Here is a 25,155-nt window from a genome sequence, read left to right on the forward strand (position 1 = left end):
TCCCTCCGAGGGATGCGGACCGCCCGCCCTTTTTCATCCCTTTTGGGAGATGTTCGGGGATCACGCCGGGTGGGATCCGCGGAGTCCATCGGGATATGGACATTGGGGACTTTCTCGGACATGCACGGCGTATCGCCGTGCTTTTCCATACAAGTTCTTGACTTGTGGAGCCATCGCGGTCAAGGATCCTCACATCGCTCGTTTAAACCGGTTCAAACGGCAGATGAAGCAATCGCTTCGCGTTGATTGCGCCGGTATGCGAGCGGCAGAACGTGCTGCTTCCGGCGTCGATGGTGCCGCCGGACGGCGTGCCTCGACGTACGCCGCCCGACGGAGCCCGCGATGCCGTGGTGGCTCCCAACGCAGCCGTACCCGGAGAGTTCGCCATGGCCAGACGCCCCACCATCGCCGATGTCGCCGCGCTGGCCGGCGTGTCCCGGGCCACGGTCTCGTTCGTCCTCAACGACCGCCCGGGAGTCGCCGCCGCGACCCAGCAGCGGGTCCGGGCGGCCGTCGAGAAGCTCGGCTGGACGCCGAGCCGCAGCGCCCGAGCGCTGTCGACGGGCCGGGCGCGGGCGGTGGGGCTGGTGCTGACCCGTGAGCCGGACCTGATCGGCAACGACCCCTTCTTCCCCGCTTTCATGGCCGGCATCGAGTCGGTCATAGCCGACTCCGGCGACGGCCTGATGCTGCATGTGAGCCGCCCCGAGCGCGAGATGGACACCTACCGCCGTCTGGTGAACGACCAGCGCGTGGACGGGGTGTTCCTCACCGACCTCCGCGTGGACGATCCCAGGCCGGCGCTGCTGCGGGAGCTCGGGCTGCCCGGCGTCGCCGTGGGCGCCGACGGCGGCATCGAGGGCCTGGCCACGGTGAACCTGGACGACCGCCCCGTGGTCGCCGGTGCCATACGTCACCTGGTGGAACTGGGCCACCGGCACATCGCCTACGTCGCCGGCCCCGACGAGTACCTGCACGCCCAGCGACGCCTCAGGGCCTGCCAGGACGCCCTCGCCGAGGCGGGCCTGCCGCCGTGCCCCGTGCTCCCCGGCGGGTTCACCGCCGAGGGCGGGGCGCTGGCGACGCAGGCGCTGATCGCCCGCGCCGACCGGCCCACCGCCATCGTGTACGCCAACGACCTGTCGGCGACCGCCGGTATGGCGGTCGCTCAGGAGGCGGGCCTGCGGCTGCCCGAGGACCTGTCGGTGGTCGGCTTCGACGACGTCCCGCTGGCCTCCTGGACCCGGCCCTCGCTCACCACCGGCCGTGCCGACGCCGCCCGTTGGGGCCGCGCCGCCGCGCTCGCCCTGATCGAGACGATCGAGACCGGCGCGACCCCGTACGTGGAACTGGATCCCGCCGCGCTCATGCTGCGCGATTCCACGGGCCCGGCGCCCACCGCGAGAGCGCACCCCTGACCTCGCACCCCTGACCGCGCACCGCGCGGCCCACGACTTCTTTCGCTCTTGGAAGGCCGTCACCGTGGCCGGACGACGCCTCGGAACAGCCATTTCGTCCCCATTTGAGAAGATGGAGCACACCGCAATGAAGAAGACCCTCCTCGGAGTACTCTCCGCCGTCGCCCTGACCGTGCCGCTCGCGGCGTGCGGCAGTGGCGGCTCCGGCTCCGGCTCCGCCGGCGGCGACGCCCACGGGCCGATCACCGTCTGGTACTCCAACAACGCCCAGGAGGTCGCCTGGGGCAAGAGCATGGTCGCCGACTGGAACGCCGCCCATCCCAAGGAGCAGGTGAAGGCGCAGGAGATACCGGCGGGCAAGAGCTCCGAGGAGGTCATCGGCGCGGCCATCACGGCGGGCAACGCACCCTGCCTGATCCTGAACACCGCCCCCGCCGCCGTTCCCGGCTTCCAGAAGCAGGGCGGCCTGGTGGCCCTCGACGACTTCCCGGGCGGCGAGAAGTACCTCCAGGAGCGGACCGGCGAGCGGCTCTCCCAGTACGCCTCGCCCGACGGCAAGCACTACCAGATGCCCTGGAAGAGCAACCCCGTCATGATCTTCTACAACAAGCAGCTGTTCAAGAAGGCCGGCCTCGACCCCGAGCACCCCAAGCTCGCCTCCTACCAGGACTTCCTGAACACCTCGCGCGCCCTGGTCAAGGGCGGTGCGCACGCCGCCATCTGGCCCGCGCCCACCTCCGAGTTCTACCAGTCCTGGTTCGACTTCTACCCGCTCTTCGCGGCCCAGACCGGCAAGCAGCTCGTCGAGGACGGCAAGGCCCAGTTCGCCTCGCCGGACGGCGTCAAGGCCGCCGAGTTCTGGAAGACCATGTACGCGGACCACCTGGCGCCCAACGAGCAGTACAACGGCGACTCCTTCGCCGACGGCAAGGCCGCCATGGCGATCGTCGGCCCGTGGGCGGTCTCCGTCTACGGCGACAAGGTCAAGTGGGGCGCCGTGCCGGTGCCCACCGCCACCGGCACCGCCGCCAAGGGCACCTTCAGCGACGAGAAGTCCATCGGCATGTTCACCGCCTGCCAGAACAAGGGCACGGCCTGGGACGTCCTGAAGTTCGCCACCAGCAAGGAGCAGGACGGCAAGCTGCTGGAGGCCACCGGCCAGATGCCGATGCGCCAGGACCTCGCGGCCGCGTACCCCGACTACTTCGCCTCGCACCCCGAGTACAAGACCTTCGCCGAGCAGGCCGACCACACCGTCGAGGCCCCGAACGTGCCGAACTCCGTCGAGATCTGGCAGACGTTCCGCGACGCCTACACCAAGTCCGTCATCTTCGGGAAGGGCGATGTGAGCAGCGCCCTCAGCGAGGCGGCCGGCAAGGTCGACGGCCTGGCGAAGCAGTGAGCCGGCGCCATGTCCTCCACGCACAGTGACCTCGTCCGCCCCGGGCCGGCCCGGCCCGGGGCGCGCCCCAGGGCCGGCCGCGGGCCGCGTCCCGGGCTGCGGTTCGCCGGCCGGCACCCGATCGGCATCGCCTTCGTCTCCCCGTACGTGCTCTACCTGGCCGCGATCTTCCTGTACCCGCTCGGCTTCGCGGTGTGGATGTCCTTCCACGACTACTTCTTCGCCGCGCCGGGCGCCCAGGTGGACCGCCCCTTCGTAGGGCTCGCCAACTACACCACCGTCCTGACCGACCCGGCGGTGTGGCACTCCTTCCTCAACATCGCGATCTTCCTGGTCATCAACGTGCCGCTGACGGTGGGGGCGTCCCTCGTGCTCGCCACGGCCCTCAACTCCAAGCTGCGGGGGCGCGCGTTCTTCCGCACGGCCTACTACGTCCCGTACATCACCGCCAGCGTCGCGGTCGTCGGGGTGTGGCTGTTCCTCTTCAACTCCAACGGCCTGGTGAACCAGGCACTCGGGCCGCTGGCCCCCAGCCCGTCGTGGCTGGTCAACTCGCACCTGGCGATGCCGACGATCGCGGTGTTCGTGGCCTGGAAGCAACTGGGCTTCTTCATCGTGCTCTACCTGTCGGCACTGCAGAACGTGCCCGGTGAGCTCTACGAGTCGGCCGCGCTCGACGGCGCGGGCAAGGTGCGGATGTTCTGGTCCATCACCGTCCCGGCGGTGCGCACCGCGACCCTGCTGGTGCTGGTCATGGCGACGGTGACGGGTGCGAACCTGTTCACCGAGCCGTATCTGCTGACCAGCGGCGGCGGCCCGGACGGCGCCACCACCTCGCCCGTGCTGCTGATGTACCAGCGCGGTCTGCAGCAGGGCCACCCGGACGAGGCCGCGGCGATCGGCGTGATCCTCGTCGTGCTGATCACCGCCATCTCCCTGATCTACCGCCGCGTGCTGGAGAGGGACTGACATGGCCGACGTCCACGCCCCCACGCTGCTGCACGCTCCGGTGCGTCACACGCCGCACAGGCACACGCACACCCGCGCGCGCCGCATCCTGTCGCGGCTGGCACTCCTCCTCGGGGCGTTCGCCTTCCTCTTCCCCTTCTACTACATGCTCATCGGCTCCCTTCAGCGCGAGCCCGACAGCAGCCCGGCCGGGGCCTTCCCCCGCCCGGGGAACCTCTCCCTGCACAACTACGCCGAGATCAACTCGGCGATCTCGCTGGGCCGTTCCCTGATCAACTCGGGGATCTTCACCGGCGGCGTCATCATCTGCACCACCGTCTTCGGCCTGCTGGCGGGCTACGCGCTGGCCCGGCTGCACTTCCGGGGCAAGGGCACCACCTTCGCCCTGGTGCTGCTGGTGCAGGTCGTCCCGTTCCAACTGCTCATGATCCCGCTGTACGTGCTGATCGTGCGGGACTACGGACTGGCGGACTCCTACCTCGGCATGATCCTGCCGTTCGCCATCAACACCAGCGCGGTCTTCATCTTCCGGCAGTTCTTCCTGCAACTGCCGCAGGCGATGTTCGAGGCCGCCCGCATCGACGGCGCGAGCGAACTGCAGATCCTGCTCCGGATCGCGATCCCGCTGTGCAAGCCGGCGATCGCCTCGGTGGTGCTGCTCAGCTTCACCGGGCCGTGGAACGAGTTCCTGTGGCCGTTCCTGGTCACCAAGGAGCAGAGCATGCAGCCGCTGGCGGTGTCCCTGGCCAACTACATCAGCACCGTCTCCTCCGCCGCCGCCAACCCGTTCGGCGCGATCCTCGCCGGCGCGTGTGTGCTGGCCGCGCCCGCGGTGGCCCTCTACCTCGTCTTCCAGAGCCGCTTCACCTCCACCGACATCGATTCCGCCACGAAGGGCTGAACCCCTGTGAACGACCGCACCACCGGCACCACCGGCTCCACCTCCGTCCCCTACCGCCTCACCCGCGTCGGCGTCGTGATGTCCCCGCTGGCCGGAGAGACGAACGAGGCCGAGGGCGTGCTCAACCCCGCCTCCGGCCGCACCCCCGACGGCACCCTGCACCTGCTGCCCCGTCTCGTCGCGGAGGGCAACATCTCCCGTGTCGGCCTCGCCGAGGTCGTCGTCGAGGACGGTGTGCCCACCGGCGTCGAGCGCCGCGGCGTCGTCCTGGCCCCCGACGCGGGCTGGGAGCGCGGCAAGAACAACGCGGGTGTCGAGGACCCCCGCACGACGTGGATCGAGGCCCTCGGCCTGCACGTCATGTCGTACGTCGCCTACGGCCCCCTCGGGCCCAAGCCGGCGCTGGCCGTGTCGAAGGACCTGGTCTCCTGGGAGCGCCTCGGCCCGATCCAGTTCGCCTACCAGGCCGACCTCGACACCGACCTCAACCTCTTCCCGAACAAGGACGTCGTGCACTTCCCCGAGCCCGTGCCGGGCCCGGACGGCGAGCCGGCGTTCGCCATGCTGCACCGCCCGATGTGGGACCTCGGCTGGTTCCGGCCCGGCGAGGGCGTGCACCTGCCCGCCGGCGTGACCGACGAGCGCCCCGGCATCTGGATCTCCTACGTCCCCGTCGCCGAGGTCGAGAAGGACCTCAGCGCCCTGGCCCGCCCCCGCGACCACCGCCTCGTCGCGCTGTCCGAGCACCCCTGGGAGGAGCTCAAGATCGGCGCGGGCCCGGCCCCGATCCGTGTCGAGGAGGGCTGGCTGCTCATCCACCACGGTGTGTCCGGCAGCATCGACGACCCGTTCGCCCAGCAGCAGAAGGTCAGTTACGCCGCGGGCGCGATGATCCTCGACCCGCAGGACCCGGCGCGCATCCTGGCCCGCACCGACGAGCCGCTGATGGAGCCCGAGACCGAGGAGGAGCGCTCCGGCACCGTGCCCAACGTGGTCTTCCCGACCGCGATCGAGGAGATCGACGGCGTCCGCTACGTCTTCTACGGCATGGCCGACGCCCACATCGGCGTCGCCCGCCTGGACCACGTGCAATGACCGCCCTCGGTGTCGGCCTCGCCGGCTGCGGTGCCTTCGGCGCCTATCTGCTGGACGCGATCGCCGGCCTTCCGGACGTACGGATCGTCGCGTGCGCCGACCCCGACCGCGACCGTGCCGCCGCCCTCGCGCGGCGGCACGGCGCCGCCGTCTGTTCGGACGCGGACGCACTGGCGGCGTTCCCCGGGGTGGACGTGGTGGCACTGGCCACCCCGCCCGCCACACACGCGGACCTGGCGGTCGGCGCGCTGCGCGCGGGGCGGCACGTCTTCAGCGAGAAGCCGATGGCCACCACCCTCGACGACGCGCTGCGCGTGGAGGCGGAGGCCGGCCGCTCCACCGGTGTGCTCGTCGTCGACCACGTCCTGCGCTACAACCCCGTCCTGCGCATGCTCGGGCGGCTGCGCGAGGAAGGGATCCTGGACCCGCTGGTGCGGTTCGCCTTCGAGAACGACGCCGCCGACGAGGCCCTGGACCCCGGCCACTGGTTCTGGGACCCCGCCCACAGCGGCGGCATCCACATCGAGCACGGCGTGCACTTCTTCGACGCCGCGCGCGCCCTCATGGGCAGCGACCCCGTCGCCGTCCAGGGCACGGCCGTCCGCAGGGACGGCGGCGATCCGGCGGGCGTCATCGACATCGTGGTCGCCACCGCCACCCACCCCGGCGGCGCCGTCGCCACCCACACCCACTCCTTCACCCACGCCCACCGTGCCGAACGCCAGTTGATGCGCCTGGACTACGGCTTCGCCGAGGCCCGCGTCACCGGCTGGATACCGACGTACGCCACCGTCACCGCCTGGACGGACGAGGACGGCGCCCGCCGCTGGGAGCAACTCCCCGGCCGCGCCGCCGACCTGCTGGCCGTCCCCGGCCTGCGGCCGCACGGCGAGGAGCGGATCGCCGTCTTCGTGGAGCGCGACGCGGGCTCCGCCGAGCCCGCCCGAGGGCGCGGCGTGACGCGCTCCGTACCGCACCGGGTGACCTGCGTGGTCGACCTGGGCGGCGAGGCACGCAAGCAGCATGTGTACGCCGAGAGCGTGCGCGCGGCCTTCGCCGACCTGGTGCGCTGCGCGGCCGACGGGGGCACCCCGGTGGCCGACGCGGCGTCCGGTAGGTCCGCGGTCGCCGTCGCGGAGGCGGCCACGCGGTCCGCGGAGACCGGCCGCACCGTACCCGTCCCCGCTCCGCCGACCTTCGGGAGGACCCTGTGAGCACCCCCGAACCGGAGTCCGGCACGCCCTGGTGGCGGGACGCGGTCTGCTACGAGATCTACCCGCGCTCCTTCGCCGACGGCAACGGCGACGGCGTCGGCGATCTCCCCGGCGCGACCGCACGCCTGGACCACCTGCGCCGGCTCGGCGTGGACGCGGTGTGGATCACCCCGTTCTACCCCTCCCCGCTGGCCGACGGCGGCTACGACATCGCCGACCACACCGCCGTCGCCCCGGACCTGGGCACCGAGGCCGACTTCGACGCGTTCGTCGCCCGCGCCCACGCCCTGGGCCTGCGCGTCCTCATCGACCTCGTGCCCAACCACACCTCCGACGCGCACCCCTGGTTCCGGCAGGCGCTGGCCTCCGCGCCGGGCTCCGCGGCCAGAAGCCGCTACCTGTTCCGCCCCGGGCGCGGCGAGCACGGCGAACTCCCGCCCAACGACTGGCAGTCGGCGTTCGGCGGCCCCGCGTGGACCCGCGTCCCCGCACCGGAGGGCGGCCCGGGGGAGTGGTATCTGCACCTGCACGCACCCGAGCAGCCCGACCTCGACTGGCGGCACCCCGAGGTCGTCGCCGACTTCGAGCGGATCCTGCGGCACTGGCTCGACCGGGGCGTCGACGGCTTCCGCGTGGACGTCGCCCACACCCTCTTCAAGGCCCCCGGCCTCCCCGACGCCGGACCCGGCCAGCACCAGGACATCCTGCGCAACCACCTGATGCCGTACTACGACCAGGATGAACTGCACCCGCTGTTCCGCACCTGGCGCCGGCTCCTGGACACCCACCCGGCGCCGCCCGGAGCCGTCCCTCCCGGGCAGCGCGTGATGGTCGCCGAGGCCGCCGTCTTCGACCCCGCCCGGCTGGCCCGCTACGTCAGCCCCGGCGAGATGCAGCAGGCCTTCAACTTCGCGTTCCTCGAATGCCCTTGGGACGGGACGGAGATGCGCGGGGTCATCGAGCGCTCGGTGGCGTCCATGCGCGCCGTCGGTGCCCCGGTCACCTGGGTCGCCTCCAGCCACGACGCGATCCGGCCGGTCACCCGGTACGGCGGCGGCCCCCTCGGGCTGCGCCGCGCCCGCGCCGCGGCGCTGCTGATGCTCGCGCTGCCCGGCGCCGCCTACCTCTACCAGGGCGAGGAACTGGGCCTGCCCCAGGCCCATGTGCCGGACGACCGGCTCCGCGACCCGCTCTGGGAGCGTTCCGGCCACCGCGAACGCGGCCGTGACGGCTGCCGGGTCCCGCTGCCCTGGGAAGGCCCTGCCGCGCCGTACGGATTCAGCACCGCCCCCGCGGACGACTGCTGGTTCCCGCAGCCCGGCGACTGGGCGGACCTCACCGTCCGCGCCCAGGAGGACGACTCCGCCTCGATGCTCGCCCTCTACCGTTCCGCGCTCCGTCTGCGGCACGCCGCGCACGCCCCGGCGGACGCGGTCCCCGCCCTGGAGGGCCCGGAGGACGGCTCGTGGTTCGCCTTCGACCGCGGACCGGGACTGCGCTGCCTGACCAATTACGGCCCCGACCCCGTTCCCCTCGCGCCCGGTGACGACATCCTGCTGGCCAGCGCCCCGCTGCAGGGCCGTACGGTGCCCGCGGACACCACGGTCTGGCTGCGCCGCTCGTCGTAACTCCACGCAGCCGGCTCAGCCCGCTCAGCCGTCCTGCTGGGCCGTGACGAGGGCGTCGCCGGTCTCCGTCCGGTAATAGAGGACAGAACGGCCCGCGCGCCGCCGCCGCACCAGCCGGGCGTCGAGCAGCACCTTCAGATGGCGCCCCACCGACCCCAGTCCCTGGCCGGTGAGGGCGACCAACTGCGTCGTGCTCTTCGGAGTGTCCAGGAGCACGAGGACCGCCGCCCGCGCGGGACCGAGCAGCGCGCCCAGTGCCTCGGGGACCCGCTGCCGACCCGTCTCGGCGAGGGTCCCCGAGCACGGGTACACCACGGCGTACCGCCGCGGCTCGTCCCACGAGACCCAGCCGGCGACCGGGGTCACGGGAACGAACATCAGCCGGGCCCCGGACAGGTCGCGCGGCGGGTAGTCGCGCGTGTTGATCTGCAACCGGCCCTTGCCGAGCCAGCGCATGCCCGGACGCATCGCGTCCAGCGCCTCGACCCAGCCGCCGCGGCTCAACTGCGCCGTGCGCGCGACGATGTCCGCCTCGATGACGCGCCGGCGCCGCTGCCAGTCCGGCAGGACGGTGTGCGTCCACACCCACGCGACGATGTCCGCGGCGCGCCCCGGCAGATCCTGCCGGCGCAGCATCCGGGGGAGCGGGCCGCCGCCGGCCGACACCGCCAGATGCCCGAGGGCGAGGTCCGGAGGGGTGTCCCGGATCCGGGACAACTCCTCCTCGAAACCGGGGCTGCCCTCACCGGTGGGTGTGGGCGTCAGGAAGTCGGCGTTCCAGGTGCCCCCCAGCGCGGTGCGCACGAGCAGAGCGGTCACCGGGTCCCCGGCCAGCCGCTCCCGGTACGCGGGCAGATGGGCGTCGAGCCAGGCCCGCTCGCCGGGGTGCGCGGCGGTGCCCCGTTCCAGGAGTTGCAGGCTCGCGATGGCCTCGGCCAGCGGGGAGACGACGAAGCGGCTGCCCACCAGCGTCTCGGTGTTGACCAGCCACCAGCCCACCTTGCGCCCCCTGTCGTTTCGCGTCCGCGCGAAACATTAAACGCCCGGCTCGCCGCCATCGAGACTCCGGTTCATGCGCACCTACCAAGACCTCTTCCGCACACCGGAGTTCACACCGCTGTTTCTCATGTCCACCGGCCAGGTGGCGGCGCAGACGGTGAGCGGACTGGCCCTGAGCACCCTGGTCTACGACGCGACCCGCTCCCCGCTGCTCTCCGCCGTCGCCATGTTCGGCCCCTCCCTCGCGCAGGTCGCCGGGGCGACGATGCTGCTGTCCGCGGCGGACCGCCTGCCGCCGCGGGCCGCGCTGAGCGGGGTGTCCCTGTTCTTCGCCCTCGGCACCGCCGCCCTGGCCATCCCCGGTCTGCCCCTGTGGGCCGTCTTCGTCATCCTGCCCGCCGAGGGTCTGGTGGCCTCCGTGGGCGGCGGGGTCCGCTACGGCTTGCTCCACCAGATCCTTCCCAAGGGCGGCTTCCTGCTGGGCCGTTCCGTGCTCAACATGTCGACCGGCACCATGCAGATCTGCGGCTTCGCCGTGGGCGGCCTCCTGCTGTCCGCCCTGTCGCCACGCGGTGTCCTGCTCGTCGGCGCCGCCCTGTACCTCGCGGCCTCCACCGCCGCCCGTTTCGGCCTCGCCGCCAGAGCGCCGCGCGCGAGCGGTCGCCCGTCGCCCGCGGAGACCTGGCGGACCAACGTCCTGCTGTGGTCCGCCCGGCCCCGCCGTACCGTGTACCTCGCCCTCTGGGTGCCCAATGGCCTCATCGTCGGCTGCGAATCGCTCTTCGTGCCCTACGCGCCCGCTCACGCGGGAGTGCTGCTCGCCTCCGCCGCGTGCGGCATGCTCGTGGGCGACACGCTGGCCGGCCGGTTCCTCCCCCCACGGTGGCGCGAGCGTGCGGGCGCCGCTCTCCGGCTGCTCCTCGCCGCCCCCTACCTGCTCTTCGCCTTCCACCCCGCACTGCCCCTCGCGGCCGCCGTCGTCGCCCTCGCCTCGGTCGGCTACGCGGCGAGCCTGGTGCTCCAGGAACGCCTGATGTCCCTCACCCCGGACGAACTCAGCGGCCATGCCCTCGGCCTGCACTCCTCCGGCATGCTCGCCTGGCAGGGCCTCGGCGCGGTCCTCGCCGGCACGATCGCCCAGCACACCTCCCCGGCCACCGCGATGACGGCCCTGGCCGCCGCCTCCGTCACGGTCACCCTCCTCCTCGCCCCCGGCCTCCGCCCGGCCCCGGCCCCGGCCACCGCGCACACCGTCGTGCCGTGAGGCACGGCATCCGGCAATGGCGCAGGCCGCGTGTCGGCTTCACCGGCCCGGGCCGTGTGTGTTTATATCGCGAAAGCGAGGCCAATGCCGATGGCAATGAGCCGGCACACCCACCGTCATCGCCGTCCGGTGGCGTGTGCGCAAGGCCGTATCGGCGCCGCGAAGCCCGCATGGCGAGCAGACCCCTATGGGGGAGTTCATTTCAACCCCTGACCACTCGGGCACCTACTCCACAGTGGGGGAACGCTTTTCATGGAAGACAGCAACGAGAATGGGCCCGCGGGGCAGCCTCGCGCGAACTTGACCAGGCGACGCATTCTTCAGGGGACGGCCGGCACCCTCGGTGCCGCTCTGGCATCCGCCGGCATCTATGAGATGGTCGACTCCATTGCGAAGCCACCGTCCCGGCCCGTTTCCGCCGACAGCCCGCCGATCCAGGAGCAATACATCCTGCAGAACGAGCCGGTGGTCATGGTCGACGGCTCGGGCGTGAAGAGCCGCAAGGGCACGATCGCGGTCCGGGTTCCGGCCCTGCACAACCATGTCATCACCGCGAGGCTGAATGTGCCGGCGAACGCCAAGGCGTTGCGGGAGGCGCAGCACCACCTCGAGTCCGTCCTCATGGATGTGGAAGGCGAATTTCCTTCCACGCCCACAGGAGTGGCCGTCACGGTGGCCTGGGGACTTCCCTATTTCCACCACTACATCCCGACCCTGGGCAAGACGTCGGGCTTCTTCAAGGCGGGAACCCGTTACCCGGCATATCTGCCGGTCGATTTGGCGACCTCCAAGACGGAGGGCCGTACGGTATATGCGCTGCAGGAGGCCAGGACGTTCCCCAGCGACCAGTCCCCGCCTGGCTTCGGGCCGGTCCGCATGGAACAGAATGACGTGGCCGTGCTGCTCCGCAGTGATTCGCTCGCCAATATCAAGGCAGCCCAGAACGCCATTTTCGGGCCCGGAGGAAACCGGGCGGGCAGCCTGTTCAAGGTGACGAGTATCCGCCGGGGCTTCTCCGGGGGCGGTTTCTACGGGCAGCAGGGCCTGCCGAGCAAACTGGCGCTGGCGGCCGACATCCCCGGTGCGAAGTCGATTCCCCGGCAGGCGCAGGGCTTCCTCGGCTTCGCCACCACCCTGGACTCGAATATGGGACCCGGCGTCATCGCCAATCTGGAGACCCTGCCAGGCCTCACCGATCAGTGGCCCAATGGTTACTTCAAACAGGGGACCACCATGCATCTCTCGCACCTGTTCCAAGATCTGGTGACCTGGTACGAAAAGAACTTCCCCCAGTACGCGGACCGCGTCCAGGCGATGCTCCATCCCGGCCTCTCGCCCGCGCCCGCGCCGGGTACGCTCGCCCTCCAGCCGCCGGGCCAGACCGAGGCCCAAGTGGCGCAAGGGGTCAAGCGGTACCGCGCCTACGGCCACACGGGGAGCATGTCGGAGGTGGACAGCACCACGTCGGCGATGACCAGCAACTACGGGAAGGCCTACCCCTCGGGGACGACCATCCCGGTGCGCGGCGATTTCGACACCCTGGACAATCCGTTCCACTACACCTCCGATCCGGCGGCGGACCACTACAGCAAGACGCCGGCGGCAGGGTTGCACTTCATCCAGTTCCAGCCGACGACGGAGATCTTCAATATCGTCCGGCTCTCGATGGACGGCCACTATCCCGACCGGACCCTCCCTGTCGCACCGCGCAGCCCCCACGCCGGCATCAACTCGGTCCTCCACACGACCCACCGGCAGAACTATCTGGTCCCACCACGTCGCCATCGCTCGTTCCCACTGGCCGAGTTCCTCGTCTGACACCAGCCGCCCGGCGCGGGGGCACGGGTTCAAAACACCTGGCGGACCCTGGTGGCGGGCGCTATGCTCCCCGCGATGACGACCTACTCCTCGCACAGATCGGGGGTCCCGTCCGCGCAAGGTGAGTGCTGATGCTCACTCAGAACGCGTACGAGGATTCCCGTGTTTCGTTGTGGCTGCGCGTGCGTGAGTACGCCGTGCCGCCGTCCATGATCGACGCCGCGACCGTCCGCCGCCGTGCGGGGGACTGGGCAGGCGCGTGCGCCGCCGCGGGCGTCGATGTCGATCTCGATCTGCGCGCGCTGGCGCGTACTCATGGCGGGCAGTTCGCCGCCCGGATCCGGGCGGATCTGCGCCAACTGGCTCCCGATCTGTTGCGCTGGCACATGCCGAGGATCGCTCCCGACGGGCTGTTGCGGCCGGGGCTGACGATCGCCCTGGCCCGGTACCAGGACGGCGGGCGTGCCGTGCACCTCGTGGTGCGGACGCCTCCGGCCTGGGCGGATGCCGGTCAGCGCATCAGCCTCGCACTGTGGGACGGAAGCCGGGCCGCGGCGAGTGCCCACCCCCACCCGCATCCCCGTCCGCACCGCCGGTTCCGCCTCGACCTGCACCGGCACCTGTGGGACGCCCGCAGGGCGGACGAATTGCGGACCCGGTCGGGAGCCGGCGGTCCGCCCGCCGACGACCGACCTCCGGGACCGCGCCGCGCTGTCGACCGATGGCCTGCCGAGGCGGAGATCGTGCTCCGCGCCGAGGGGCGCCGTAGCGGTCCCGTCGTCGTCAGACTGGGCTCGCGGGAACGGCTGCTCGTGGACCTGGCCCCGACCGGTGACGGGCCCGGTCCGCCCGCGTCGCGCATCTCGCGGCTGCCCGCGGACGACCGCGCCGCCCGGCTGCCGGTGCTGCCCGACGCGGCGACCTGGGTGCCCCCCGACCTGGAGCTGCTGCGGGCCGGCGCGATCACGGCCGACCGGCTGCATCCGCTGGTCGCCGCCGCCCTCGTGCCGGGTCACGTGCCGCCCGCCTCCGGCGGGCTCACCGACCCGGCAGGGCAATCGCGCTTCGTGGAATGCCGCGGAGCCCGGCACCGGATCGGCCTGGCCGACGGGGTCCTGGCCCCACTGGACCACGGCCCGGACGAGATCCGCAGGGAGGAGCTACTGGCAGCACTGACCGGTACCCCGCTTCCCTGCCTGCAGGCGATCGACGAGGCACACCGCCGTCCGGACTGCCTCCCAGGCGTCCGCGAGCGCCTGGACCACGGTGACACCGCCGGTGCGCTGGCGGTCGTCGAGGGCCTGCTCGGACCCGAAGCCTTGCTCCGAGACGGCGCGTTGCGGGACGAACTGGAGACGGCCGCCGAACGGCGCATCGTCCACGGGCTGTTCCGGGCGGGCCTGGCCGACCCCGGACCCCGCCGTGTCCCGGACAGGCGCCGTCACCGTGACGGCCGCCGCCCCCGGACCGCGATCTTCCACTGACCCGGGGTCCGCAATCCCCGTCCTTCCATGACCCTTCACTTCACGAACCCACAGGTGATCACCCATGCCCACCACAGCCCTGCCGCCCGCGACCGACATGCCCGCCGGCCCGGACGGCCCCACCCGGCTCGACGTCGCAGGCGCGCTGCTGGACCTGCTGCGCGACACGACCACGGAACCGCGCCCCGACCCGCAATTGGAGGCCCTGACCCTGGCCGTCGCCGCCGACCTGCCCGTGCTGCTCTGGGGCGAGCCGGGCATCGGCAAGAGCGCGGCGCTGACGCAGCTCGCCGCCGCCCTCGACCTCCCGCTGACCACGGTGATCGCCAGCGTGCACGAGCCGTCCGACTTCTCGGGCCTGCCGGTCGTCGGGGACGATCCCGCGGTGCACGGCGTCCCGATGGCGCCGCCGGACTGGGCCGTTCGGCTGGTGCGGGCGGGCCGGGGACTGCTGTTCCTCGACGAACTGTCCACCGCGCCGCCGGCCGTCCAGGCCGCCTTGCTCCGCCTGGTGCTGGAGCGACGGATCGGCGCGCTCCGACTGCCGCCAGGGGTAAGGATCGTGGCCGCCGCCAATCCGCGCTCCTCGGCGGCGGACGGCTGGGAACTGAGCCCGCCCCTGGCCAACCGGTTCGTCCACCTCCAGTGGACCCACGACCCCGAGGTGGTGGTCCGCGGCCTCGGCGGGACGTGGCCCCGGGCGACCCTGCCGCGGCTCGACCCCCGACGGCTGCCGGAGGCCGTGGACTTCGCCCGCCGCGCGGTGTGCGGGCTCCTGGCCGCCCGCCCCGGCCTCGTGCACAAGCTGCCCACCAGCGAGACGCGCCGCGGCGGCGCCTGGCCGTCGCCCCGCAGTTGGGAGATGACCTTGCACCTCATCGCCTTCGCGACCGCGGCCGGCGTCTCCCGTGACGTGCTGTCCCTCCTGGTCAGAGGAGCGGTAGGGGATGGCCCGGGGCTGGAACTGCTGGCGAGCCTGGACCGGATGGACCTCCCGGACCCCGAGGACCTGCTCGCCGATCCCGCCGCCGCCGACCTGCCGGAACGGGGCGATCTGCGCCAGGCCGTGCTCGACGGCGTGGTCGACGCCGTCCGCAGGCGCCCGGAGAAGTCCCGTTGGGACGCGGCCTGGGCGCTCCTGGTCCTGGCGCTGGAGACCGGGGCCCCGGACCTGGTGGTCGTCCCCGCGACCACCCTCGCCACGCTGCGCCGGCAGGACTGGGACGTGCCCGCCGCCATCGAACGACTCGCCGGAACGGTGGCGTTGTCCCGCCGGGCGGACCAGGCCGCCGCTCGCGCCGCGGCCGCAGTGAAGGCCGGGCGATGACGACGTACGACGCACTGGCGCCCGCACCCACCACCCCCGGTGCCCTGGACCGCGAGAAGCTCTTCGCCGCCCGGCTGCACGCCGCCCGCGCCCGGCCCTACCTGGCGACGGCGCTGTTCGCCCTGCACACCGTGGAGTCGCCGCGGGTGCCGACGATGGCCGTCGACCGGCACTGGCGGTGCTATGTCTCGCCCGCGTTCGTCGACCGGACCCCCGTGGAGGAACTGGCCGGGGTGTGGGTGCACGAGGTCTCCCACCTCCTGCGCGACCACCACGGTCGCAGTGACCGCGTCGCGAAGGAGCGCGGCCTGACCGGCCCGGGCGAACGGCTGCGGATGAACATCGCCGCCGACTGCGAGATCAACGACGACATCTACGGCGACGGCCTGGTGCGGCCCGAAGGCGCCGTCGTGCCCGCCTCGTTGGACCTGCCCGAGGGCGAACTCATGGAGGACTACCTGCCCCGGTTCGGGCTCGGACCGCGTACCCAGGGCATGGTCTGGCTGGACTGCGGCAGCGGCGCCGACGGACTCGACCGCTCCTGGGACCTGGGGCCGGACGGCGCACACGGCCTCAGCGCACAGGAACGGGACGCGGTACGGTTCCGCGTCGCGCAGGGCATCACCGGCCGGCCGGGCAGTGCTCCCAGAGGATGGCAACGGTGGGCGGAGCAGGCCTTCCACCCGCCGCAGCCGTGGCGGGAGTTGCTGGGGGCGGCCGTCCGCTCGGCGGCCTCCGGCCCCGGCGTGGGGGAGGACTACACCTACGGCCGCCCGTCCCGTCGCTCCGCCGGTGTGCCCGGGGTCGTACTGCCGAGCCTGCGCCGCAGGCCGCCGCGGGTCTCCGTCGTCATCGACACCTCCGGCTCGGTCAGCGACACCGAACTCGGCAGCGCCCTCCTCGAGGTCGCCGCCATCTCCCGGGCCGTCGGCGGCCGCCGCGACATGGTCACCGTCGTGCCGTGCGACGCGTCGGCCCACATCGCGCACCCGCTGTGCCGCGCCGAGGGCATTCCGCTGGTGGGCGGTGGGGGCACGGACCTGCGGACCGGCTTCGCCACGGCGCTGCGCGCGCGCCCGCGTCCGGACGTCGTCGTCGTTCTGACGGATGGTCAGACCCCCTGGCCGGAAAGGCGCCCGCCGTCCCGCACGGTGGTGGGACTGTTCCCCCGACGGCGCACGTCCGTGAACGAGGACGATCCGTACTGGGTGCCGGACACACCGCCGGACTGGGCGCGCGTGGTGGAGATCGGTTAGCCCGGCGGCCAGGTGCGCCGAGTGGGGCGAGGTCGGGACTTCTCCCCATGCCCGCCGCCCGGCGGCGGCGATGCCGGTGCGGAGGCCGGCGCAGGATACGCAATCCTCCCGATGGCCGCGGGGCCGCGTCCTGACAGCATCGCTCGAAGGATCCACATGCTCAGAGCGAGGTTCGAGTGAGTCAGGCAGTGAACGAGCCGATGGCCGATGTGCGTGACATGTATATGGCGCACACCATGATGCGGAGGGAGTTCCGGCTGCTTCCGCAGCTCGTGCGGGACGTCGCCACGGGTGACACCAAGCGTGCCGAGGTCGTGGCGGCCCACGCCGACAAGGTGTGCCTGATCCTGCACCTTCACCACGAAGGCGAGGACGCGGTCGTGTGGCCGCGCCTCCTGGAGCGGGGCGGGCAGGAGACCGCGGCCATCGTGCCCACGATGGAGGGGCAGCACCATGTGATCGAGCGCGCCCTCGACGAGGTGACGGACCTGCTGCGCGGCTGGCGCTCCACCGCTCAGGGCGGCGAGGAGCTCGCGGACGCCTTCGAGCGGCTGCTCGGCGCGCTGCTGGAGCACATGGCCCTGGAGGAGAAGGAGATCCTGCCCCTGGCGGAGAAGTACATCACCGCCGCGGAGTGGAAGCTCCTCGGGGAGCACGGCATGGAAAAGAGCCCGAAGAAGGACCTGCCGCTCGCCTTCGGCATGGTGATGTACGAGGGCGACCCCGAGGTCGTCAAGGCGGTGCTCGCGCACGCCCCCTTCGCGGCCCGCATGATCATGCCGATCGTGGGGCCCCGGCTGTACGCCAGCCACGCCAAACGCGTGCACGGCACCTCGACCCCGCCGCGCGTGGGCAGTTGACCGCCCACCCGGATCCGAACACCGCGGCCGGTGGCGGGGCCGGCGGGGCTGCCGGGCCCCGGCCTCCCCGCGAACGGGCGGACGCCGCGCGCAACCGCGCCGCGATACTCGACGCCGCGGCCGGGCTGTTCGCCGAGTACGGCGTGGACGGCGTGTCGATGGACCAGGTGGCGGCGGCCGCGGGCGTCGGAAAGGGCACCGTGTTCCGCCGCTTCGGCGACCGGGCCGGACTCGCCGCGGCGCTGCTGGCCGAGCGTGAGCACGACCTGCGGGACGCCGTCCTGCACGGGCCGCCGCCGCTGGGCCCGGGGGCCGCCGCCGGCGACCGCCTCGCCGCGTTCGTCGACGCCTGCTTCGACCATCTGCTGCGGCACCTCGCTCTGGCGCGCCTCCACGAGACCGCGACCACCGGCTCGCGCCACCGGGCCGACGCCTACCGCTTCTGGCACCGCCACCTCATGACCCTGCTCGACGCCTCGGCCGATCCGGAGACCTGCGCTCACGCCCTGCTCGCGAATCTGTCCGCCGTGCACATCAGCGCCCTGCTCCCGGAACTGGGCGAGGACCGGATGCGCGACGGCCTGACGCACCTGGCCCGCTCGGCGCTGCGTCCCCTGTGACGCGGAAGGCGGCCGGGTGCACAGTGCACACCGGCCGCCGTCGCTGCCCGGGCCCGTGCCCGGGCTCGGACTCAGGCGCTGACCGTCTCGCCGGGCAGTGACAGGTCCAGGTCCACCAGGCGCGCGTGTCCCGGGTGGGTCGCCGAGGAGGCCAGCGGGCCGTGCCCGGCGGCGCGTGCGGCCAGGACGTAGTGGCCCTCGGCCGGGACGGTGAGGGTGTACGTCCCGTCGTCGCCCGAGATCGTCGCGCCCGCCTGGCGGCCGCGGCGGTCGATCAGCGTGACCTTGGCACGGGCGACGGGCGTTCCGCCTGCCGCCAGCACCCGGCCGCGGAAGCCCCGCAGGGCCTCCTCGGCGTTCGCCAGGCCGGCCGCTTCCTCGCTGCTCGCCCGCAGCTGCACCGTGGCCGCCCGCCGTCCCGGCAGTCCCAGGGCGAGGAGGACGCCGATGGCGACCGCGCCGGTGGCGATGAGGAACGACACGCGGAAACCGTGCATGGTCGGGATGGCGAGGCCGTTCGCGTGGTCCGCGGTGTTGGCGAGCACCATGCCGATCACGGCGCTCGACACCGACGTGCCGATGGACCGCATCAGGGTGTTCAGGCCGTTGGCGGCGCCCGTCTCGGAAGCCGGGACGGCGCCGACGATCAGCGCGGGCAGGGACGAGTACGCCAGCCCGATGCCGGCGCCCAGGACCACCGCCGTGATCACGGTCTGCCAGGCGGCACTCATCAGCCCGAGGCCGCCACCGTAGCCGAGCCCGATGATCAGCATGCCGATGATCAGGGTGACCTTCGGGCCGAAACGGGCGGAGAGCCGGGCGTATACGGGGGCCGTCAGCATCATCGTCAGACCCAGGGGGGCCACGCACAGGCCCGCGACCACCATCGACTGGCCGAGGCCGTAGCCGGTGGCTGCCGGCAGCTGGAGCAGCTGGGGCAGGACCAGCGAGACCACGTAGAAGCTGACGCCGACCATGATCGAGGCGAGGTTGGTGAGCAGCACTTCGCGGCGCGCGGTGGTGCGCAGGTCGACCAGCGGTGCCTTCAACCGCAGCTCCATCAGGCCCCACAGCAGCAGGATCACGACGGCCGCGCCGAACAGGCCGAGCGTGGTGCCGGAGGACCAGCCCCAGTCGCTGCCCTTGGTGATCGGCAGCAGGAACAGGACCAGCCCGATGGCCAGGCCGATCGCGCCGGGCAGGTCGAAGGAGCCCTTCGCGCGCATCGGGGACTCGGGCACGACGATCAGGGTGAGCGCGATCGCGAGCACGCCCAGAGCGGCGGCGGCGTAGAAGAGGGCGTGCCAGTCGGTGTGCTGGGCGATCAGGGCGGCGCCGGGCAGCGCGAGGCCGCCGCCGACACCGATCGAGGAGCTCATCAGGGCCATCGCCGAGCCGAGTCGCTCGCGCGGCAGCATGTCGCGCATCAGCCCGATGCCGAGCGGGATCGCGCCCATGGCGAAGCCCTGCAGCGTGCGGCCCACGATCATCGTGAGCAGATCACTGGTGACGGCGCTGATCACGGCGCCGACCACCATGATCGCGAGGCTGGTGATCAGCAGACGGCGCTTGCCGTAGAGATCGCCGAGGCGGCCCATGATCGGTGTGGCCACGGCACCGGAGAGCAGGGTCGAGGTCAGGACCCAGGTGGCGTTGCTGGGAGCGGTGTGCAGCAGTTGCGGCAGGTCCTTGATGACGGGGACCAGCAGCGTCTGCATGACCGCGACAACGATGCCTGCGAAGGCGAGAACGGGGACGACGGCCGCGGTGGTTCTCCGCGTGGGCTGTTCGGTCGTCGTGAGGGTCATTGAGTGGGGCCTCCGGGCCGGGAAGAGGACACGGCGGCGTGCATCACGCCACATCTCGTGCAAACCCGTATGTCGAGGCAACTATTCCGGCACGAGGGATGAAAGTGCGAACCGGGGGGCCGGTGAGGTTCCGGAGGCCTCTCGGGCGGGCGGTGCGCCGGGCCCCGCGGGTTGCCGGCCCCCGCCACCGTGCCGTGGCGGGGGCCGACCCAGGCATGGGGCTGCGGCGGGTTCCGCACCGTGGCCCTCTGCTCGCCCTCAGCCTTGCCCGGCTCTGCCGGGGCCGCGCGCGGGGCGCGTCCTCCCCGGTGACGCTCGGGGACCCGGACATCCCCCGGAGATCCAACCGCCTGGTTGGTTTTGGGGGAGGGAGGGGTATCGTTCCAACCAACCGGATGGATTCAATTGCCCGTCCGACCTCTTCCGGAATCCCTGGAGCACCCGTGTCACCTTCTTCACCTTCTTCACGTTCCTTGCCTTCCTCCCGCATTCCCTTCGGAGCCCTGTCGACGGCGACGGAGGTCGTCCACGACGTGGACCTGACCGGCAAGCGTGCGGTCGTCACCGGCGGTGCGTCGGGCATCGGCCTCGAAACCGCGCTCGCTCTCGCCGGAGCCGGCGCGGAGGTGACCTTGGCCGTACGCGATGTTCACGGCGGTGAACGCGCCGCCGACCGCATCCGGCAGCAGACCGGCAGCCGCAACGTCCACGTCGCCCATGTGGATCTGGCGGACCCCGGCTCCGCCCGTGCCCTCGCCGAGAGCTGGGGCGGCCCCCTGCACATCCTGGTGAACAACGCCGGCATCATGGCGCTGCCCGAGCTCAGCCGCACCGAGCAGGGCTGGGAGAAGCAGTACGCCGTCAACGTCCTCGGCCACGCCGCCCTCACTCTCGGTCTGCACGACGCCCTGCGCGCGGCGGGCGGGGCCCGCGTGGTCACGGTCAGTTCCTCCGCCCATCTCATGGCCCCCGTCGACTTCGACGACATCCACTTCACCCACCGCCCCTACGAGGCGTGGACGGCCTACGGCCAGTCCAAGTCGGCCGCGATCCTGTTCACCGTCGCCCTGGCCCGCCGCTGGGCGGCCGGCGACATCACCGCCAACGCGCTACACCCCGGCGGCATCATGACCAACCTCCAGCGCCACCTCAGCGAGGATCAGCTCCGTTTCGTGGGCGCGACCGACGAAGCGGGCCGGAAGCTCCAGGTGCCGCCCGGCTGGAAGACGCCGCAGCAGGGCGCCGCCACCTCCGTACTGCTGGCCGCCTCGCCGCTCGTGGCAGGCGTGACGGGCCGCTACTTCGAGGACTGCCAGGTGGCAGCTCCGCAGCCCGAGCCCGCGCCGGGCAAGAACGGTGTCGCCGCCTGGGCCATCGACGAGACGGCCGCCGACCGCCTGTGGGACGAGGTCACGAAGGCACTGGCACTCGGAATCTGAGAGCCGGCCGGTCCTCCCGATCATCCGGACGGAGCGGGCTGCTCGGAGGTCCCCTAGTGCCCGGGCGGCACGCGCGCAAGCCCGTCACCGCGACCAGGCCCGGCTCTCCTAGGCTGTCGTCATGGTCTACGACTCTGCCGCTACGCGTGCGCGCCTCATCGAGGCCGCCTATGGCGAATTCGTCGCGCACGGGCTCGCCGGCGCGCGAGTCGACCGGATCGCCAAGGCCGCGCCGGCCAACAAGCAGGCCATCTACGCCTACTTCGGTTCCAAGGACGAACTCTTCGACGCCGTGCTGGAAGCGCGCCTGCGGGTGCTGGCCGACGTCGTCCCGTTCACCCCCGGCGACCTCGCCGCGTACGCCGGTGCGCTCTTCGACGCCTTCACCGACGACCCGGACCTGATCCGGCTGACCCAGTGGAAGGCGCTTGAGCGGCCCCAGGCGTCAGCCGCGGAACGGGAAGCCCATGTGACCAAGGCCCAGGCCGTCGCCGACGCATGTGGCGCGGACCTGGAAGCCGGCATGGACGCGTTGATGATCGCTCTGTCCGCCGCGCAGTCCTGGTACTTCACGCCCCGCGGAATCCGCGACCCGGCCGAGGGCGACGAGGCGGCCCGGCGTGACCGGCACCGTGCGGCGGTCGTCTCCGCGGTCGCCGCCATGACCGACCGGCTGCTGCCCCACCCTGGGTGACGCTGCTCCCCGCTCGGCACGCCCTCGCCGGCGGCCCGCCGCCGGTGGTCATGTATGAGGAGTAGAGTGATCTTACCGAGGGCATTTCGTGCGTTGGCATCAGCGTTGGCGTCGTCGTCGGGAACACGACCGCCCGGCTGTCGCCGGGCTGGAAGGCGGCGTGATGGCCGCGACGACGGCCCCCCACCTCGCCGAGGTCCGCATCACCGCGGCCTCCCCGGAAGTGGCGCGCCAAGTGGCGGAAGTGCTCCGTGCCTGGTTCGCCAGCTCGGAACAGCGCAGCTACCCCGCGGGTCCCAACGGTCAGGGCACCCGGCTCCACCTCACGGTGAACACCGCCCAGACGCCCGAACTCCCCGGCGGCGGATTCCAGCCGTGGCTGGCCGTTCCCCCGTCGGCGGGCGGCTGACATGGCCCTCGGTCCCGGTTCCGGTGGCGGCTCCGGCGAGAGTGCTCGCGCTCAGGCGTCGGCGGGGGGAGCGGGGTGGCAGGTGAATCCGAGGCGCTTCATGGCCCGGGTGACCTCCGCGGCGGTGAAGTCCCGCCGGTCCTGGCGGGTGATCACCGCCCCCACCTGCTTGACGGGGTAGGAGCGCTGGTCGATGAGGACGCACTCGCCGGAGACAGGCTCAGGAGCGATGCCGCTCATGGCCCGTTGCACCTCGCTTGCGGTGAGGTCGAAGGGGTAACCGGCGATGATGCAGCGCACTGGGTCTCCACACGGTGGACGGATGAGCTGGCACAACCAGCCTTGCACATTGCGAGGCTCAGAACGACAGGGCGGGGACGTGAACCGACACCAACCTTCCTCGTCGCGCCTCCCGCTCCAGGCGTGAATCCTGTGTTAGGTTGGATACGTTGCAGTTTTGGTACCCATGAACTTTATGTGCGCCTGACGGGATGTGACCCACAGGTGCATTTTTGTTTTTCCGGTCCTTCCGGAGGGTCATTGCGGCGACAAAAGTCCGCACAGTGCGGATTTGGTGTACTGCTCCCGAAGGAGATGTTTCATCATGGCAACTGGCACCGTGAAGTGGTTCAACGCGGAAAAGGGTTTCGGCTTCATCGAGCAGGACGGTGGCGGCGCTGACGTCTTCGCCCACTACTCGAACATCGCCACCCAGGGCTTCCGTGAGCTGCAGGAGGGCCAGAAGGTGAGCTTCGACGTGACGCAGGGTCAGAAGGGCCCGCAGGCCGAGAACATCGTTCCGGTCGGCTGACGCCGAAAGCGTTTCGCGGTTCGGGGCCGGCACCTGCGAAGGTGCCGGCCCCGAACTGTTTGCCCGGCCGCTCGGCCCCGCTCAACCGCTAGCGGAAGTCGCCGGGCGTGTAGGCGCCGGCCCAACGGGAGTACTGTGCGCGGTCCGACGGGGAGAAGGACGCGTTCAGGATCCGGTACTGCCGGTAGAAGTGGCGGCCGTTGTCGATCCGCACGCCCTGCACCTGGAGTTGGGAATCCGGCAGTACGCGGACGCGGCCGTCGGCGCATGTGGGCTCGCAGGTGTTGATCCTCAGCGTGCCCCGGCCGGTCGCCGTCGCGGACCCCCAATGGGACCAGCGCAGACCCTCCAGAGCCACGGTGCTCGTCGCCTCGAAGGCCGGTGGCATGGCGGACGGGCGTTGGGCCAGGTCGTCCAGGAACATCGGGGGGTCCGTACTCGCCACGGCTGCCGTCGCCGGCGTGAGGGCGGCGGAGAGCGCGAGCACGAAGCACGACAAGGGCCGACGCGACACGGTGCTGCCTCCCTCGACCGGCGAACCGCGGTGCGGCACACGGCACGGCTTGCGCGCCGGATGTGATGGTGGTCGGTTCCCGAGGCCTTTCGTCCCATCGTAGGACGCACGGCCCGGTCGTGCCCGGGCGCGGTGACGCCCCTCGTCGTCCAGGGACCGTTCCGGGTCGTTCGGCGAGCCGGGTCCGCCGAGGAGCCGCCCCGGTTCCGCTCAGCCCGCCCGGTGGACGGCCGTGTCGCCCGCGTGGTCGGTACCGCTGTCGGTGTCGGCCTGGCGCAGCTCGGCGAGCAGTTCGCTCTGCCCGGCCAGGAGTTCGGTGAGGATGCGGCGCGCGGCGCGCAGCAGCTCCGCCACGTCACCCCCGGCGAGGGCGTAGCTGACGGTCGAGCCCTCGCGGATCGACACCACGATGCCGGAGCGCCGGAGCACGCCCAGTTGCTGGGACAGGTTGGAGGGCTCGATCTCGATCTCGTTCAGCAGGTCCCGCACGGGCTTGGGGCCGTCCTGCAGCAGCTCCAGGACCCGGATGCGCACGGGGTGCCCGAGCATGCGGAAGAACTCCGCCTTGGCCTGGTACAGCGGTACCTGCATCGTGTGATAGCTCCTGCCCGGACTCGACGGCCGATGAGTGTCGGCCGCCGAGACGGCCGACGCGACGCTGCAGTCCAATCCTTCCGCTCCCGGGGCCCGCACGCCGATGGATTTGCGCGCTTCTCTGGATCAGGATGTGCCCAATTGAAACATTCTTCAATTCATGGGCATGCGGAGCCCGGGGCGGCAGGGTCGTCGCTACATCTCCAGTTCGGCCTCGATGCGCCTGAGTTGGTGGCGGGCCATCGCCAGGTTGGCGTGGGCGCTGTCGAGGACGAGGTAGAGGAACAGCCCCTTGCCGCCGCGGTTCTTCAGGGGCCGGATCAGGTGGTACTGGGTGCCGAGGGTGATCAGGATGTCCTCGATTTCCTCCTTGATGCCGAGTTCCTTCATGGTGCGGGTCTTGGCGCGGATCACATCGGTGTTGCCCGCGGCGGCGACGCTCAGGTCGAAGTCCTTCCCGCCGCCGATGGTGCCCAGCGCCATGCCGCTGGTGTAGTCGACCAGAGCGGCGCCCACGCTGCCCTCGATCGACGTCATCGTCTCCTTGAGGGAGGTCTCGATGTTCGCCATCGTCGCTTCTCCTGCTCTCGCTGCTCGTGGCCCGGCATGCGAACTGCCGGGCGCGCTGTGA

General features: G+C 71.8%; 24 protein-coding genes. 18 read left to right on the forward strand and 6 right to left on the reverse strand.

Annotated elements, in window-relative coordinates; genetic code table 11:
• Positions 1-386: 386 nt before the first annotated feature.
• The 7 genes from ACFWVC_RS06940 (at position 387) to ACFWVC_RS06970 (ending at position 8,627) form a co-directional block, all read left to right on the forward strand.
• Entirely contained in the window at positions 387-1,418 is a 1,032-nt protein-coding gene (locus ACFWVC_RS06940) for a LacI family DNA-binding transcriptional regulator (protein WP_384279618.1), read from the forward strand.
• Positions 1,419-1,545: 127 nt separating this feature from the next.
• The gene (locus ACFWVC_RS06945) at positions 1,546-2,820 is read left to right on the forward strand and encodes an extracellular solute-binding protein (RefSeq protein WP_384279622.1); all 1,275 of its coding nucleotides are present in this window, start codon (positions 1,546-1,548) and stop codon (positions 2,818-2,820) included.
• 9 nt (positions 2,821-2,829) lie between these two features.
• Positions 2,830-3,789, forward strand: coding sequence for a carbohydrate ABC transporter permease (locus ACFWVC_RS06950; RefSeq protein ID WP_384279625.1), 960 nt, complete (start codon positions 2,830-2,832; stop codon positions 3,787-3,789).
• A gap of 1 nt (position 3,790) precedes the next feature.
• Positions 3,791-4,690, forward strand: coding sequence for a carbohydrate ABC transporter permease (locus tag ACFWVC_RS06955; protein ID WP_384279630.1), 900 nt, complete (start codon positions 3,791-3,793; stop codon positions 4,688-4,690).
• A 78-nt stretch (positions 4,691-4,768) separates the two neighbouring features.
• Positions 4,769-5,785 carry a glycosidase gene (locus ACFWVC_RS06960; RefSeq protein ID WP_384280118.1) on the forward strand — a complete coding sequence of 339 codons (1,017 nt, stop codon included), beginning with the start codon at positions 4,769-4,771 and terminating at the stop codon, positions 5,783-5,785.
• A complete protein-coding gene (locus ACFWVC_RS06965; protein ID WP_384279633.1) occupies positions 5,782-6,999 on the forward strand; it encodes a Gfo/Idh/MocA family oxidoreductase in 1,218 nt (405 codons plus the stop codon). Before ACFWVC_RS06960 ends, ACFWVC_RS06965 begins: the two co-directional genes overlap by 4 nt.
• Complete coding sequence (locus tag ACFWVC_RS06970; RefSeq protein WP_384279635.1) at positions 6,996-8,627, forward strand: glycoside hydrolase family 13 protein; 1,632 nt, start codon at positions 6,996-6,998, stop codon at positions 8,625-8,627. Before ACFWVC_RS06965 ends, ACFWVC_RS06970 begins: the two co-directional genes overlap by 4 nt.
• Before the next feature lie 24 nt (positions 8,628-8,651).
• On the opposite strand, the gene ACFWVC_RS06975 is transcribed toward ACFWVC_RS06970, so the two are convergent.
• The gene (locus ACFWVC_RS06975) at positions 8,652-9,626 is read right to left on the reverse strand and encodes a transcriptional regulator (RefSeq protein WP_384279638.1); all 975 of its coding nucleotides are present in this window, start codon (positions 9,624-9,626) and stop codon (positions 8,652-8,654) included.
• A 73-nt stretch (positions 9,627-9,699) separates the two neighbouring features.
• Here ACFWVC_RS06975 and ACFWVC_RS06980 point away from each other — a divergent pair, with 73 nt between their 5' ends.
• From ACFWVC_RS06980 to ACFWVC_RS07010, 7 genes are all read left to right on the forward strand, one after another.
• The gene (locus ACFWVC_RS06980; protein ID WP_384279640.1) at positions 9,700-10,890 is read left to right on the forward strand and encodes an MFS transporter; all 1,191 of its coding nucleotides are present in this window, start codon (positions 9,700-9,702) and stop codon (positions 10,888-10,890) included.
• Between the two features lie 252 nt (positions 10,891-11,142).
• Positions 11,143-12,708, forward strand: a complete 1,566-nt coding sequence (locus ACFWVC_RS06985) for a hypothetical protein (RefSeq protein WP_384279642.1) — start codon at positions 11,143-11,145, stop codon at positions 12,706-12,708.
• Between the two features lie 131 nt (positions 12,709-12,839).
• A complete protein-coding gene (locus ACFWVC_RS06990; RefSeq protein ID WP_384279644.1) occupies positions 12,840-14,192 on the forward strand; it encodes a hypothetical protein in 1,353 nt (450 codons plus the stop codon).
• A gap of 64 nt (positions 14,193-14,256) precedes the next feature.
• Entirely contained in the window at positions 14,257-15,519 is a 1,263-nt protein-coding gene (locus tag ACFWVC_RS06995) for an AAA family ATPase (RefSeq protein ID WP_384279646.1), read from the forward strand.
• A complete protein-coding gene (locus ACFWVC_RS07000) occupies positions 15,516-16,775 on the forward strand; it encodes a VWA-like domain-containing protein (RefSeq protein WP_384279648.1) in 1,260 nt (419 codons plus the stop codon). Before ACFWVC_RS06995 ends, ACFWVC_RS07000 begins: the two co-directional genes overlap by 4 nt.
• Positions 16,776-16,963: 188 nt before the next feature.
• A complete protein-coding gene (locus ACFWVC_RS07005) occupies positions 16,964-17,635 on the forward strand; it encodes a hemerythrin domain-containing protein (RefSeq protein ID WP_384279653.1) in 672 nt (223 codons plus the stop codon).
• Positions 17,632-18,255: a TetR/AcrR family transcriptional regulator gene (locus tag ACFWVC_RS07010; protein ID WP_384279657.1), complete on the forward strand. Its 624-nt coding sequence runs from the start codon at positions 17,632-17,634 to the stop codon at positions 18,253-18,255. The genes ACFWVC_RS07005 and ACFWVC_RS07010 overlap by 4 nt, the downstream gene beginning before the upstream one ends.
• 71 nt (positions 18,256-18,326) lie before the next feature.
• On the opposite strand, the gene ACFWVC_RS07015 is transcribed toward ACFWVC_RS07010, so the two are convergent.
• On the reverse strand, positions 18,327-20,063 hold the full coding sequence (locus ACFWVC_RS07015) for an MFS transporter (RefSeq protein ID WP_384279660.1): 1,737 nt from the start codon (positions 20,061-20,063) through the stop codon (positions 18,327-18,329).
• A gap of 473 nt (positions 20,064-20,536) precedes the next feature.
• Between ACFWVC_RS07015 and ACFWVC_RS07020 the strand changes: the two genes are divergently transcribed.
• The 3 genes from ACFWVC_RS07020 to ACFWVC_RS07030 all read left to right on the forward strand — a co-directional run bounded on the left by ACFWVC_RS07020 (position 20,537) and on the right by ACFWVC_RS07030 (position 22,605).
• Positions 20,537-21,502 carry an SDR family NAD(P)-dependent oxidoreductase gene (locus tag ACFWVC_RS07020; protein WP_384279663.1) on the forward strand — a complete coding sequence of 322 codons (966 nt, stop codon included), beginning with the start codon at positions 20,537-20,539 and terminating at the stop codon, positions 21,500-21,502.
• Positions 21,503-21,623: 121 nt separating this feature from the next.
• Positions 21,624-22,196 carry a TetR/AcrR family transcriptional regulator gene (locus ACFWVC_RS07025; protein ID WP_384279666.1) on the forward strand — a complete coding sequence of 191 codons (573 nt, stop codon included), beginning with the start codon at positions 21,624-21,626 and terminating at the stop codon, positions 22,194-22,196.
• A gap of 163 nt (positions 22,197-22,359) precedes the next feature.
• Complete coding sequence (locus ACFWVC_RS07030) at positions 22,360-22,605, forward strand: hypothetical protein (protein ID WP_384279671.1); 246 nt, start codon at positions 22,360-22,362, stop codon at positions 22,603-22,605.
• 51 nt (positions 22,606-22,656) lie between these two features.
• Here ACFWVC_RS07030 and ACFWVC_RS07035 read toward each other — a convergent pair whose 3' ends face one another.
• Entirely contained in the window at positions 22,657-22,905 is a 249-nt protein-coding gene (locus tag ACFWVC_RS07035) for an SCO5918 family protein (RefSeq protein ID WP_384279675.1), read from the reverse strand.
• Positions 22,906-23,209: 304 nt separating this feature from the next.
• Between ACFWVC_RS07035 and ACFWVC_RS07040 the strand changes: the two genes are divergently transcribed.
• Positions 23,210-23,416: a cold-shock protein gene (locus tag ACFWVC_RS07040; protein WP_384279680.1), complete on the forward strand. Its 207-nt coding sequence runs from the start codon at positions 23,210-23,212 to the stop codon at positions 23,414-23,416.
• Positions 23,417-23,504: 88 nt separating this feature from the next.
• On the opposite strand, the gene ACFWVC_RS07045 is transcribed toward ACFWVC_RS07040, so the two are convergent.
• The 3 genes from ACFWVC_RS07045 to ACFWVC_RS07055 form a co-directional block, all read right to left on the reverse strand.
• Entirely contained in the window at positions 23,505-23,930 is a 426-nt protein-coding gene (locus ACFWVC_RS07045) for a hypothetical protein (RefSeq protein ID WP_384279685.1), read from the reverse strand.
• Positions 23,931-24,140: 210 nt separating this feature from the next.
• Positions 24,141-24,521: an ArsR/SmtB family transcription factor gene (locus ACFWVC_RS07050; RefSeq protein ID WP_384279689.1), complete on the reverse strand. Its 381-nt coding sequence runs from the start codon at positions 24,519-24,521 to the stop codon at positions 24,141-24,143.
• A gap of 198 nt (positions 24,522-24,719) precedes the next feature.
• Positions 24,720-25,094, reverse strand: coding sequence for a hypothetical protein (locus tag ACFWVC_RS07055; RefSeq protein ID WP_384279694.1), 375 nt, complete (start codon positions 25,092-25,094; stop codon positions 24,720-24,722).
• Positions 25,095-25,155 lie beyond the last annotated feature (61 nt).

The sequence above is a fragment of the Streptomyces sp. NPDC058691 genome (assembly GCF_042714775.1).
Taxonomy (GTDB): Bacteria; Actinomycetota; Actinomycetes; order Streptomycetales; family Streptomycetaceae; genus Actinacidiphila.